Consider the following 12,867-nt stretch of genomic DNA (forward strand, 5'->3'; position numbering starts at 1 on the left):
CCCCCCCCCCCCCCCCCCCCCCCCCCCCCCCCCCCCCCCCCCCCCCCCCTCCAAAACAGAAGACGACACACTAGATGTAGCTCCGTCTCGTGGGCTCGGAGATGTGTATAAGAGACAGGCTCGGGCCGGTCGGGCCCGCCGGGGGTGTCGCTCAGCATCTCAGTCCGTCCTCGGGAACGCGTCCCTGCACGAAGTACGCGTCGACGGCCGTGTCGACGCACGCGTTGCTCCGACCGTAGGCCGTGTGGCCGTCGCCGTCGAAGGTGATGAGCGACGCGTTCTCCAGCTGGTCGGCCAGGCGCTTGCTCCACTCGTAGATCGTGGCGGGGTCGCGTGTCGTGCCGATGACGACGATGGGGTCGGCGCCGGGAGCCCGCACCTCGTGCGGCTGGTCGGCCGATCTGGCCGGCCAGATGCCGCACGGCAGAGCGCCCCAGGCCAGCGACGCGCCCCACGTCGGGGCCGTCTTCTCGAACTCCCTGGCGTAGCCCTCGTAGGTCGACAGGTCGGGGCTGTCGGGCCGGTCGAGGCAGTTGACGGCGTTGATGGCCTCGAGGAGGTTGCCGTCGTAGCCGCCGCCCGGGTGCCTGCTCGCGTATCCGTCGGCCAGCTGCATCAGGGTCTGCCCCGAGCCCGACCTTGCCTCCTGCAGCGCCTGGGTGAGGATGCCCCAGGCTCCCTGGTCGTAGAGGGCGTATGCCACGCCGAGCCGGGCCCACGCCTCGTTGAGGTGCGGGACCGTGGCGTCGCCGGTCGGCAGGGGGTCGCGGTCGAGCCGGGCGAAGAGCGCGTCGAGGGCCTTGGCGGCGGCCGGCACGGTGTCGCCGAGGGGGCAGTCACCCTCCGAGACGCAGGTGGCGAGGTAGGCGTTCGTCGCGATCTGGAAGCCCTTGGCCTGGCCGGCCGCCAGCTCCTTGTCCGTGAGGTCTGGCGGCACGACGCCGTCGAGGACGACGCGGCCGACACGCTGCGGGAACAGGTCGGCGTACGTGGAGCCGATGAAGGTGCCGTATGACTTGCCGAGGTAGTTCAGCTGCCGGTCGCCGACGGCCGCGCGGAGCACGTCCATGTCGCGGGCCACCTCGGCGGTCGACATGTGCTTGACGAGCTGCGGCTTGTCCTTGACGCACCCGGCGGCGAGCGCCTTGTTCTGCTCGAGCAGGGCCTGCTCCTCCGCCGCGTCGTCCGGCGTCGTGTCGGTGCCGAGGTAGGCGTCCATGGCACTGTCGCTGAGGCAGTCGATGGGCTCTGACCGGGCGACCCCGCGCGGGTCGAAGCCGACGAGGTCGAAGTACTTGCGCACCTCGGGGCCGACGATGGTGTCGGCGCCCTGCTGCACGTAGTCGACGCCGGAGGCGCCGGGGCCGCCGGGGTTGGCCAGCAGCGAGCCGATGCGGTGCTGCTGGTCACGCGCCCGGACCCGGACGACCTTGATCTGCAGGTCGGTCGACGGGTCGGGCGCCGTGTAGTCGAGAGGGACGGTCAGGTCGGCGCACTGGGCCGAGCCGCACGTGGTCCAGTCGAGTTTCTGCGTGTAGTAGCGCGAGAGCTGCGGCGACGGGGCGGCGGTCGCCTCGGCCAGCCCGGACCGGGTCGACCCCGGCACCGGCGGCTCGGACCGGTCGCACGCCGCCGAGGTGAGGACGAGCGCCGCGGTCACCGTCGTCGCGAGGAGGGCTCGGGCGATGGCGGCAGGGCGTGTCGTCATGCCCGAAACGGTAACCGGTCCCGCGGGAGCGACCGGCGGTCGCGTCCGGCTCGTGGGCGTGGGCCGGACGCGCCGTCGTGGCAGGGCTCACATGCCGAGGTCGCGCGGCAGCCGCAGCCGCAGCGCCATCGCCTCGAGGGCCAGCAGCGGTTGGACGTTGGCGTTGATGCGCTCGCGCGCCTCGCTGATCGCGTCCATCGCCCCGAGCAGCTGCTCAGCCGTGAAGACGGAGGCCAGACCCCGGACCCGGTCGGCTGCGTCGGGGTTGACCAGACCGACGTCCGAGCCGAGCCGCGTCACGAGCGCGTCGCGGTACACCGACGCGAGGTCGACGAGCGCGCGGTCGATGACATCGCGCCCGTGCCGCGTGGCGCGGGTCTTCTGCTCTCGCTCGAGGGCGGCCAGCTGCGCGCGGATGTGCGGCGGCTGGACGCGGGCGCCGGGGTCGGCGCCGAGGGTCTCCATGAGCCGCGCGCGCTCGGCGGCGTCACGCTCGGTGCTCGAGGCCGACGACTCCTCCTCGGCGATCTGCGCGAGGTCGGCGGCGGCGCCGATGGCATCACCCACGCCGACGATCCTGGTGGCCATGCCGATGACGTCGCGACGCCGGATGCGGGCCTGCTCGTCGCGGGCGAGGCGGCGGGCCAGGCCGATGTGGCTCTGCGCCGCACGCGCCGCGTAGAGGGCCATGGCCGGCTCGACGCCGTCACGCCGCTCGAGCAGCTCGGCGACGGCCTCGACGGGCGGGGTTCGCAGGCGCACGTGTCGCGAGCGCGAGCGGATCGTGACGATGACGTCCTCGAGGCTCGGGGCGCACAGCATCCAGACCGTGCGCGGCGTCGGCTCCTCGAGGGCCTTGAGCAGGGCGTCCGCCGGGGCGTCGGTGTACGCGGTGAGCCGGTCGGCGTCCTCGATGATGATGATGCGCCACCGCCCGACCGACGGGCGCAGGGCCGCCTCCTGGACGAGGGCGCGCGCCTCGGCCACCTTGATCGACAGACCCTCGGTGGCGACGACCTTGACGTCGGCGTGGGTGCCGTCGAGGGACGTGCGGCACTCGACGCACTCACCGCAGCCGCCCTGCGGGCACTGGAGCGCGGCCGCGAACGCCCTTGCGGCCGTTGACCGCCCGGACCCTGGCGGCCCGGTGAAGAGCCACGCGTGCGTCATGGCCGACTCGTCGCGGACCGCCCTCGAGAGCGTCTCGATGGTCGGCTCCTGGCCGACGAGGTCGCGCCAGACGGTCATGAGCGGCTCTCGAGCAGGACGTCGACGCGGGCCATCACGGCCGCGTGCAGGGACTCGACCGGGTCGGACGCGTCGAGGACGAGGTACCGGGCCGGGTCGGCCGCGGCGAGGTCGAGGTAGCCCTGGCGGACGGCCGCGTGGAAGGCGTCGGCCTCGGACTCGAGCCGGTCGTGGACGTCGCCGCGTCGGGCACGCCCGACCTCGGGCGCGACGTCGAGGACGATGGTGACGTCGGGCAGGACACCACCGACCGCCCAGTGCTGCAGGTCGCGGATCTCACCGGCACCGAGCTCGCGGCCGGCACCCTGGTAGCTGACCGAGCTGTCGACGTAGCGGTCGGTGATGACGACCGCGCCCTCGGCGAGCGCCGGGCGGATGAGCGTCTCGACGTGCTGCGCCTTGTCGGCGGCGAAGAGCAGCGCCTCGGCCCGCGCCGACATGTGGTCGCCGTGCAGGACGAGGTCGCGGATCTGCTGCCCGAGCGGGGTCCCGCCGGGCTGTCGCGTCACGACGACCCGGCGTCCGCGTCGCTCGAGCGCCTCGGTGAGCAGCCGGACCTGGGTCGACTTGCCGGCCCCGTCACCACCCTCGAAACAGACGAAGAGCCCGGCGTCCGTGCCGTCCGGACGAGCGTGCGGGCCGTCCGGGCCGACCGGGGTCGCGGCCGCGAGGTTCTCCGTCACGGCCCCGAGCCTATGCGAGGCCGGGGACACCCGGCCGGTCGGTGCCCCGCGGCTCGCAGGCCTCAGCTGCGGCGCGCGAGGAGCTCCTCGGCGATCTGGACCGCGTTGAGGGCCGCACCCTTGCGCAGGTTGTCGCCGACGACGAACAGGACCAGCCCCTTGCCCTCGGGCGCGGCCTGGTCGGCGCGGACGCGGCCGACGAGGACCTCGTCCCGGCCGGCCGCCTCCAACGGGTTCGGCACGTCGGTGACGACGACGCCGGGCGCGTTCTTGAGCAGGTCGAGGGCCTCGTCGGGGGTGATGTCGCGCTCGAACTCGGCGTGGATCGCCAGGCTGTGGCCGGTGAAGACGGGAACCCGGACGCAGGTGCCGGACACGCGGAGCTCCGGGGCGTGGAGGATCTTGCGCGACTCGTTGCGCAGCTTCTGCTCCTCGTCCGTCTCCAGCGACCCGTCGTCGACGACCGACCCGGCGAGCGGCACGACGTTGAAGCCCACCGGCACGGCGTAGACCTGCGCCTCGGGAACCTCGACGGCACGGCCGTCGAGCGCGAGCCCGGCCGGGTCGCCGGCGGCGTAGGCGCCCCGCAGCTGGCGGTCGAGCTCCTGGACGCCCTTGCCGCCGGAGCCGCTGACGGCCTGGTAGCTGCTCACGTGCAGGCGCACGAGGCCGGCCGCGTCGTGCAGCGGCTTGAGGGCCGGCATCGCGGCCATCGTCGTGCAGTTGGGGTTGGCGACGATGCCCTTCGGGATGGTGTCGAGGTCGGACGCGTTGACCTCGGACACGACGAGGGGGACCTCGGGGTCCTTGCGCCACGCGCTCGAGTTGTCGACGACGACCGCGCCGGCCGCCGCCACCTTCGGCGCGAGCTCCCTGCTCGCCGCGCCGCCGTTGGAGAACAGCGCGATGTCGATGCCGGAGAAGTCGGCCGTGGCGGAGTCCTCGACGGTGACGTCGCGGCCCTTGAACGGCAGCGTCGTGCCGGCCGAACGCGCCGAGGCGAAGAACCGCACGTCGTCGAGGGGGAAGTCACGCTCCTCGAGGAGGGTGCGCATGACCCCGCCGACCTGACCAGTTGCACCGAAGACACCGACTCGCATGTCACAAGGCTACGGCCCGGGCCCACGGGGCCCGGGCCGCGTTCACTCCTCGGTCACGCGTGCCGGTCGGCGTTGGCGTGGATCGCGTCGTGGACGTACTGCGCGAGGCCGGGCGCGACGTCCTCGTACGTCCTCGTGAACCGCGCGTCGGCCACGTACATGTCGGCCAGGCCGCGGTGGACGTCGTGGTCGAGGTCGTAGAAGCGATCGGCGATGTGCCGACGGTGCTGCTCGGCGGCGTCCATCGCCGCCTCGCTCGTCGCCGGCTCCCCGGCGGCCATGGCCGCGACGAAGGCCGCGTTGACGGCGTCCATCTCGGCCTTGACCTGCTGCCAGTCGGCCTTGGTGTAGCCCCTGGTCCGGGCCGCCGACTGCTTCCACGCGTCGGTCTCGCCCCAGCGCTCCTGCGCCTCCTGCTGGTACTCGTCCCTGAAGCCGTCGCCGAAGAGCTCCTTCATCTCCTCGGGCGTGGCGGGCTGGTTGCTCATCTCTCTCTCCAGTGCTCGGTCGATGGCCGCGACGATGCCGGACAGCTCGTCGAGCCGGGACATGACCGCGTCGCGCTGACGACGCAGGTGGGTGACCGCGTCCTCGCCGCCGTCGAGCAGCGCGGCGATCTCTTCGAGCGGCAGCTCCAGGCGTCGGTAGACGACGACCTGCTGCAGGCGCGTCAGGTCCGCGTCGGTGTAGAGCCGGTATCCGGCCGCCGACCGCTCGCTCGGCACGAGCAGGCCGATCTCGTCGTAGTGGTGCAGGGTGCGCACCGTCACGCCGAAGACGTCGGCGACCCGGCCCACGGTCCAGGTGGTCATCTCCTGCCTCGTCCTCGTGGTCATGGGTCGAGCGTGGTGCCTCACGTGACGTGAGGGTCAACTCCATTGAAGACCACGAGGTCGGCGCGCGCCCTACCCTCGGGGGCGTGGAGCTCGAGGTCCGTCACCTGCGCGTCGTCGCGACGGTCGCCCGGCACGGCAGCGTGCCCGCAGCGGCGGCGTCTCTCGGAGTCGCCGAGTCGGTGCTCGGCTCGGAGGTGCTGCGCATCGAGCGGCTCCTCGGGTGCACCGTCTTCCGGGCGACCGGGTCGGGCGTCGAGTGCACGGCGGTCGGCGAGCGCGTGGTCGCGCGGGCCCGGGCCGTCCTCGACGAGCTGGCCGGGCTGCGCGAGGACATCCGCTCCAGCGCGTCGGCCCGGGGACCGCTGCGCATCTCCTCGGACTCGATGCGCTTCTTCAGCTCGTTCGTCGGCCAGGCCTACGCCACCGACATCCAGCGCCCCCTCATGCCCGTGCCGCCGCTGCCCGGCACGACGACCACCGAGGCCCTCGTCGACGGCCGCGTCGACGTCGCCGTCGTCGTCGTGCTGGCGGCCGCGCCGCCGTCGGACCTGCCGATGCTCGGCCAGCGTGCCGTCGTCGAGCGGGAGCCGCTGCTCGTCGCACTGTCCGCCTCGCACCCCCTCGCCGGTCGACGGTGCGTCGACATCACCGACCTCGCCGACGAGGACTGGATCCTGCCGCCCTCGGAGATCGACCCGGGCAGCGCGGCGACGGCGGCAGTCGTCGCGCGCCTCGGCATGAGGCTGCGCTCGACGTACGGTCCCCACGACCTCGGCCCGTTGTGGCCGGCCGTCGTCGCCGGCCGGGCCGTCTCGTTCGCGGTGCCGACGGCGTCGGCACCTCCGGGTGGCGTGCTGCGTCCCCTCACCGGGCAACCGATCACCGCCCGGCGGGTGCTGCGGTGGCGTCGGGGAGCCCTCGACGAACCCGACGTCGAGCGCTGTGCACGCGCCGCCGGGTCGGCCTACCGCGAGCAGCTGACCCACACGGCCCAGACGCAGGAGTGGTGGCGCAGCGCCCTGTCCGAGGAGAAGCCGACGCTCGCCCCCTAGGGTGAGCGCGTGCATCGTCGCCTCGCGCTCGTCCGCCGTCCCTCGCCCCGACTCGCGGACGGCCTCGTGACGCACATCGAGCGCGCACCACGCGTCGATGCCGGGCTCGCGCTGCTCCAGTGGCAGGAGTACTGCGACGTGCTGCGGCGGCGCGGCTGGCGCCTCGAGGAGGTAGCGCCCGTCGACGATGCCCCGGACGGCGTCTTCGTCGAGGACCAGGTGGTCGTCCACGGTGACGTCGCGGTGCTGTGCCGCTCGGGCGCCGTCGAGCGACGCGCCGAGCGCCTCGGGGTCCGCGAGGCCGTCGAGGTGCACGGCTACCGGGTCGTCGAGGTCACGGCGCCGGGCACGCTCGACGGCGGCGACGTCCTCAAGCACGGGCGGTACGTGTGGGTCGGGGTGGGCGGCCGGACGAACCACGAGGGTGTCCGGCAGCTCGCGGCGGCGCTGGCCGGCAACCGCGTCGAGGTGGTGCCGGTACCGGTGACGCGCGTCCTGCACCTGAAGTCGGCCGTCACCGCCCTGCCGGACGGCAGCGTCATCGGCTATCCCCCGCTCGTCGACGACCCCTCGGTCTGGGACGCGTTCGTGCCCGTCCGCGAGGAGGCCGGCGCCCACGTCGTGCTGCTCGGTGGCCAGTCGGTGCTCATGTCGGCGGCCGCTCCGCGCACCGCCCACGAGCTCGAGGAGCGGGGGCTCGACGTCACCGTCGTCGACATCTCCGAGTTCGAGAAGCTCGAGGGCTGCGTCACCTGCCTGTCGGTCCGCCTCCGCGGCTGACCGCGGCCGACCGTGGCTGACCGGGCCGACCGGGCTGACCGCGGCTGACCGCGGCTGACCGGGCCGACCGGGCTGACCGGGCCGACCGGGCGAGCGGGTCCGGCCTCGGCTCGCCCGTCGTGCAGGTCTAGGCTGCCGAGCGGGGAACCGGACTCGAGCAGTGGGGTGATCCTTCCGTGGACGCAGACGTCGTCGTCGTGGGTGCTGGACTCGCAGGCCTCAGGTGCGCACGGCGGCTGACCGAGCTCGGGCGCGACGTCATCGTCCTCGAGTCGAGCGACGCCGTGGGCGGTCGCGTCCGCACCGACGTCGTCGACGGGTTCCGTTGCGACCGTGGCTTCCAGGTGCTCAACCCTGCCTACCCGGCGGTGCGCCGCTGGGTCGACGTCGCCGCCCTCGACCTCAAGCCGTTCGGCTCCGGCGTCCTCGTGCGCCGCACCGACGGCCTGCAGGTCGTCGCCGATCCCGTCCGCGAGCCGAGGCTCCTCGCGCGCACCATCCGCTCGGGCTACCTGCACCCGCGCGAGCTCGCCGGCGCGACCCGGTGGGCGGCCCGCGTCATGGCCGACCCGAAGACCGTCCTGCGCCAGCCCGACACCACACTGGCCCAGTCCTTCGACGACGCCGGCCTCACCGGACGCCTGCGCCACGAGGTCATCGACCCGTTCCTCGCCGGGGTCCTCGTCGACAGCCACGGCATCAGCTCGGCCAACTTCACCAAGCTCCTGGTGCGCATGTTCGCGCTCGGGCGTCCGGCGGTCCCCGCGGCGGGGATGCAGGAGCTGCCCAGGCAGCTCGCGAGCCCGCTCGGTGACCGCGTCCGGCTGCACAGCCACGTCGAGTCGATCGACGCGGCCGGTGGCGGCGTCGACGTGCGCGTCGACGGCACGCGGCTGGCGTCACGGGCGGTCGTCGTCGCGACCGACCCGGGTGGCGCGGCGCACCTGACCCCGCTGCCCGAGCCGGCGACCCGGGGGCTGGTCACCTGGTGGTTCGAGGCGCCCGAGCCGCCCACGGACCTTCCGCTCGTCGCGCTCGACGGCCGCCGGAAGGACAACACGTCGCCGGGGCCCGTGTGGAACACCGCCGTCCTGTCGGCCACGGCCCCGAGCTACGCGCCACCGACGCACCACCTCGTCCAGGCCACGTGCCTGCTCGACCGGCCCGACGGCGACGCGTCCGAGGCCGAGGTGCTGCGCCATGTCGGCGAGATCTACGGTCGCGGCACGAGCGGGTGGCGCACCGTGACCCGGCACCGCGTCGACGCCGCACTCCCGCTCACGGCTCCCCCGCTCGAGGTGCGCTCCCCCGTCCAGCTCGGCGACGGCCTGTTCGTCTGCGGCGACCACCGGGACACCGCCTCCATCCAGGGCGCGCTCGTGTCGGGCCAGCGGGCCGCCGAGGCCGTCGACGCGCACCTGTCCTGACGTCGCTCGGGTCGGACGGTCGGCGAGTCGGCGGGTCAGGAGTCAGCGGGTCAGCGCCGTCATGGCGTCGATGGCGCCGCGGAGGTAGCGCTCGACGACGACGCGCTCGTCGTCGGCGAGCGAAGCGTCGAGCGCGGCGAGCGACTCGAACATGGGCCGCATCCGGGCCAGCACCTCGGCGCGCCCGCTGTCGGTGATGACGACCTCGGTGCGCCGGCCGTCGCCCGGGTGCGAGCGTCGCTCGGCGTGCCCGCGTGAGACGAGCCGGTCGACGACGCCCGAGGACGCCGCCGACGTGACCCCGAGCAGACGCGAGAGCTCCACCGGCCCCAGGGGTCCACGCATGAGGTGGCGCAGGGAGTGCAGCTCCGAGGTCGACAGGCCCGCCTGACGCGCGACGACGCCGGGCACGGTCTCGGACACCTCGACGAGCTCCTGCAGGGCCGCGAGGGTCGGCGTCGTGCGCCACTGCGGCACGCCGGGCACGAGTCCCACCTCGGGTACGTCGGGGTTTCCCGCGGCTGGGGTCGACGGGGCGACGCGTTGCTTCGTGCTAATGTCACTCACCAACTTAGTAATCTTCTGAGTAACCAGGTTACTCATCCTTGGTCAGGAGGGTGTGCGGTGCAGAGTCTCACCGACACGATCACTCGGCGATGGTGGGCCGTCGCCATCGTCATTCTCGCGCTTGCCGGGGCCGCGGGCGTCGTCGCCGCCGTCGGCGAGGCGACGCGGACCGCGTCGACGTCCGACGCGCTGGCCACCGGCTCCGACAGCGCGGCGGCCGCTGCGCTGCGGGAGCGGCTGCCCGAGGTCCGGGGCTCGAGCGCCGTCGTCGTGTTCTCCCGCGACGACGGCCGTCTCGACGACGCCGACCTCGTCGCGGTCTCGCACCGCGCGGCCGCCCTGCCCGGAGGCGGACGCGTCCCGGTGCAGCGCAGCGACGACGGCACGGCGGCGCTCGTGGTCGTGCCCGTCTCCGCCACCGACGCCGCGGCCACGGGCCGGGCCGTCGCGGCCATCCGCACCACGGCCCGCGCCGACCTGCCGCCGGGCCTCACCGCCCAGGTCACCGGGCCGGCCGCCGTCGAGGCGGACCTCGCACAGGTCTTCGACGGCGCCGACACAAGGCTGCTCGTCGCGACGGCGTCGGTCGTGGCGCTGCTCCTCGTGCTGACCTACCGCAGCCCGGTGCTGTGGCTCGTGCCGCTCGTCGTCGTCGGGGTCGCCGACCGCGTCGCCACCGTGCTGTCGACGCACGTGCTCTCCGCCTTCGGGCTGGCCTGGGACGCGTCGACCACCGGCATCCTGTCGGTCCTCGTCTTCGGCGCGGGCACCGACTACGCGCTCCTGCTGATCTCCCGGTACCGCGACGAGCTGCGCCACCACGAGGACCGCCGCGATGCCATGTCGCTCGCCCTACGGCGCACCGCGGAGGCCGTGGTGTCGAGCGCGGTCACCGTCGTCGTCGGCCTCCTGACCCTCCTGCTCTCGCTCTTCCCCGCGACTCGCGGGCTCGGGCTGGCCTGCGCCGTGGGCGTCGTCGTCGCGGCGGCGTTCGTCCTGCTGGTCCTGCCGGCCGCCCTGGTCTGTCTCGGCCGCTGGGTCTTCTGGCCCCGCGTCCCGCGCGTCGGGCAGCAGTCCCTCGCCGACGCGCGCTCGCTGTGGCGGCGGGTGGGCGACCGCGTCGCCGCGCAGCCGCGTCGGGTCATCGCCGTGACGCTCGTCGTCCTCGCCGCGATGGCGAGCGGCCTGCTCGCGGTCGACACCGGGCTCGAGCAGTCCGACCAGTTCCTCACCAAGCCCGAGGCCATCGCGGCCGGCGAGCGCCTCGCGCGGTCGTTCCCGGCCGGCAGCGCCGACCCTGCGGTGGTCGTCACCACCGGCGACGGCGAGCGCGTGCGGGCTGCCGCAGCCGGCGTGGAGGGCGTCTCCAGCGCGCGTGTCACGGCGCGCGGCGACGGCGTCACCGAGGTCGACGCCGTCATCGCGGCGGCACCGGGCACGCCCGATGCTGCCGAGACGGTGCGAGCGCTCCGAGCCGCGGTCGCCCCCATCGCCGAGACCCACGTGGGCGGCACCGAGGCGGTGGCCCTCGACCAGGCCGAGGCGTCAGCGCGCGACCGGTTCGTCATCTTGCCGATCGTCCTCGCGCTCGTGCTCGTGGCCCTCGGGCTGCTGCTTCGCTCGGTCGTGGCACCGCTCGTGCTCGTGTCGACCGTCGTCGCGACCTACCTGGCGGCCGTCGGCGCGTCATGGTGGCTGTTCACGACGCTGTTCGGGTTCGAGGCGCTCGATGACAGCGCACCGCTCTACGCGTTCGTCTTCCTCGTCGCCCTGGGCGTCGACTACAACATCTTCCTCGTGACCCGGGCCAGGGAGGAGACGCGGCAGCACGGGGCGAGGCTCGGCATGCTCCGCGGTCTCGCGGCGACGGGAGGCGTCATCACCAGCGCGGGCATCCTGCTGGCGGCCGTCTTCGCCGTGCTGGGCGTGCTGCCTCTCGTGGTGCTCGCCCAGATCGGCGTCATCATCTGCCTCGGGGTGCTCCTCGACACGCTCGTCGTCCGGACCCTGCTCGTGCCGGCGATCGCGGTCGCGCTCGGCGACCGGTTCTGGTGGCCGCGGCGCGGTGGCGCGACAAACCCTGTACAAACCATTGACACGCTACCGAGACGGGTCGACAGTGGGGCGGTCAACCTTTGACAAACCATGGACGCTCGGGGAGACACAGGAGTCACCGATGAGAATCGCCACCGCCACCGCCACCCTCGCCCTGGTCACCGCTGCGGCCCTCACGAGCGCCGGGTCGGCCGCCGCCGCCGAGGACACCGGCTGCATGCGAGCCGGGCTCGGCACGCTGAGGTCGCTCGGCGTCCTCCCCCAGGTCGCCCGGGAGGGGCTACCGGTCTCCACGGCCCTCGCGGTCGGCGTCACCCCCCGCCCGGGCGCCGACCTCAGCGGCGTGCCGGACCCCATCCCGCTGCGCCTCCTGCTCGCCGACCACCGCGCGGGCAGCGCCAGCCTGTTCGTCTACCCCTGGTGCTGACCGCGCCGTCCTGAGCGCCGGTCGGCGCCACGCCGCCACCCTCGCCACCGGCTCCGTCGGGCGTCCTGCGCTCCCACCCGACGGGAACCCGCGTGGGCCACGAGCCACCCCGGCTCGTGGCCCACGCGGCACTCGCTCGGAGGAGCTCACACGTCCGGGTGGACCTCAGGGCTGCCTGCCCCCCGCCCGAGGGCTCGCGCCGGGCGCCACCGTGCTCGCGATGCCGGCGATGAACATGTCGATCCCGAACCTGAACCGCTCCTCCCCGTCGCCGTCCATCATCTCGTCCACGTGCGTCGTCATCACGGGGAAGCGGTCGCGCGGCAGCGCCGCGAAGAACTGCCCCACCTGGTCGAAGTAGGCCCGCCCGCGCCTCTCGGACTCCTCCGGTGTCGCACCGCCGAACCGGCGCTGCATGAGCCAGCCCTCGTAGGCGTCGGCACCGATGTAGAGCGAGAGCCGGTCCAAGGACCAGGCCGCCACGCGCATCGGCACGCCGCCCTCGAGCATGGCCGCCAGGAGGTCCTCGGCCCCGCGCAGCGCCGGCTCGGTCGTCGGGACGTCGGCGAAGCTGAGCAGTGCGATGTCGGCGTGACGGCGGTAGACGTCGTGGATGCTCGTGGCGAACCCGCGCATCGCCTCCTGCCAGCCGAGCGCCCGCCAGTCGGGGAAGTCGACCTCCTCGATGACGCGCTCGTGGACCCGCACGAGCAGCTCCTCGCGGGAACCGACATAGGCGTAGAGCGAGGCCGGGCCGGTGCCGAGCTCGGTGGCGACGCGCCGCATCGTCACGCCGTCGGTGCCCTCGGCGTCGACGATGCGCAGCGCGGTGTCGACGATGCGCGCCAGCGAGATGGGGGTGCGCGCCCGCGTCGTCCGCGGGCGAGGCCGCCACGGCGCCTCGGGCAGGTCGGCCGCTCCGGGATTCCTCATGCAGCTCCCTCGTCTCGCACCCGGCCCGGGGTCCCGAGCCCTGACGAACAT

At 73.9% G+C, this 12,867-nt stretch carries 12 protein-coding genes; 5 read left to right on the forward strand and 7 right to left on the reverse strand.

Going from position 1 to position 12,867, the window contains the following annotated elements; genetic code table 11:
- Positions 1-151: 151 nt before the first annotated feature.
- From ACR9ZK_RS08970 to ACR9ZK_RS08990, 5 genes are all read right to left on the reverse strand, one after another.
- Entirely contained in the window at positions 152-1,708 is a 1,557-nt protein-coding gene (locus ACR9ZK_RS08970; protein WP_481341551.1) for an alpha/beta hydrolase, read from the reverse strand.
- 87 nt (positions 1,709-1,795) lie between these two features.
- On the reverse strand, positions 1,796-2,956 hold the full coding sequence (locus ACR9ZK_RS08975) for a DNA polymerase III subunit delta' (protein ID WP_481341552.1): 1,161 nt from the start codon (positions 2,954-2,956) through the stop codon (positions 1,796-1,798).
- Positions 2,953-3,639 (reverse strand): dTMP kinase, encoded by a 687-nt coding sequence (gene tmk, locus ACR9ZK_RS08980; protein ID WP_481341553.1) that lies wholly within the window; start codon positions 3,637-3,639, stop codon positions 2,953-2,955. Before tmk ends, ACR9ZK_RS08975 begins: the two co-directional genes overlap by 4 nt.
- A 62-nt stretch (positions 3,640-3,701) precedes the next feature.
- Positions 3,702-4,739, reverse strand: coding sequence for an aspartate-semialdehyde dehydrogenase (locus tag ACR9ZK_RS08985; RefSeq protein ID WP_481341554.1), 1,038 nt, complete (start codon positions 4,737-4,739; stop codon positions 3,702-3,704).
- Positions 4,740-4,792: 53 nt separating this feature from the next.
- Positions 4,793-5,575: a MerR family transcriptional regulator gene (locus ACR9ZK_RS08990; protein WP_481341555.1), complete on the reverse strand. Its 783-nt coding sequence runs from the start codon at positions 5,573-5,575 to the stop codon at positions 4,793-4,795.
- Between the two features lie 83 nt (positions 5,576-5,658).
- Between ACR9ZK_RS08990 and ACR9ZK_RS08995 the strand changes: the two genes are divergently transcribed.
- From ACR9ZK_RS08995 to ACR9ZK_RS09005, 3 genes are all read left to right on the forward strand, one after another.
- On the forward strand, positions 5,659-6,627 hold the full coding sequence (locus ACR9ZK_RS08995; RefSeq protein WP_481341556.1) for a LysR substrate-binding domain-containing protein: 969 nt from the start codon (positions 5,659-5,661) through the stop codon (positions 6,625-6,627).
- A gap of 9 nt (positions 6,628-6,636) precedes the next feature.
- Complete coding sequence (gene ddaH, locus ACR9ZK_RS09000) at positions 6,637-7,407, forward strand: dimethylargininase (RefSeq protein WP_481341557.1); 771 nt, start codon at positions 6,637-6,639, stop codon at positions 7,405-7,407.
- A 176-nt stretch (positions 7,408-7,583) separates the two neighbouring features.
- Positions 7,584-8,834 carry an NAD(P)/FAD-dependent oxidoreductase gene (locus ACR9ZK_RS09005; RefSeq protein ID WP_481341558.1) on the forward strand — a complete coding sequence of 417 codons (1,251 nt, stop codon included), beginning with the start codon at positions 7,584-7,586 and terminating at the stop codon, positions 8,832-8,834.
- Positions 8,835-8,876: 42 nt separating this feature from the next.
- On the opposite strand, the gene ACR9ZK_RS09010 is transcribed toward ACR9ZK_RS09005, so the two are convergent.
- Entirely contained in the window at positions 8,877-9,320 is a 444-nt protein-coding gene (locus ACR9ZK_RS09010) for a MarR family winged helix-turn-helix transcriptional regulator (protein ID WP_481341559.1), read from the reverse strand.
- Positions 9,321-9,458: 138 nt separating this feature from the next.
- Between ACR9ZK_RS09010 and ACR9ZK_RS09015 the strand changes: the two genes are divergently transcribed.
- Together ACR9ZK_RS09015 and ACR9ZK_RS09020 are read left to right on the forward strand one after the other, a co-directional pair.
- Complete coding sequence (locus ACR9ZK_RS09015) at positions 9,459-11,540, forward strand: MMPL family transporter (RefSeq protein ID WP_481341560.1); 2,082 nt, start codon at positions 9,459-9,461, stop codon at positions 11,538-11,540.
- Between the two features lie 37 nt (positions 11,541-11,577).
- Positions 11,578-11,883 (forward strand): hypothetical protein, encoded by a 306-nt coding sequence (locus ACR9ZK_RS09020; RefSeq protein ID WP_481341561.1) that lies wholly within the window; start codon positions 11,578-11,580, stop codon positions 11,881-11,883.
- 165 nt (positions 11,884-12,048) lie between these two features.
- Here ACR9ZK_RS09020 and ACR9ZK_RS09025 read toward each other — a convergent pair whose 3' ends face one another.
- Positions 12,049-12,816 (reverse strand): TetR/AcrR family transcriptional regulator, encoded by a 768-nt coding sequence (locus ACR9ZK_RS09025; protein WP_481341562.1) that lies wholly within the window; start codon positions 12,814-12,816, stop codon positions 12,049-12,051.
- Between the last annotated feature and the right edge of the window lie 51 nt (positions 12,817-12,867).

The organism is Monashia sp. HAY1-5C, from assembly GCF_056755255.1.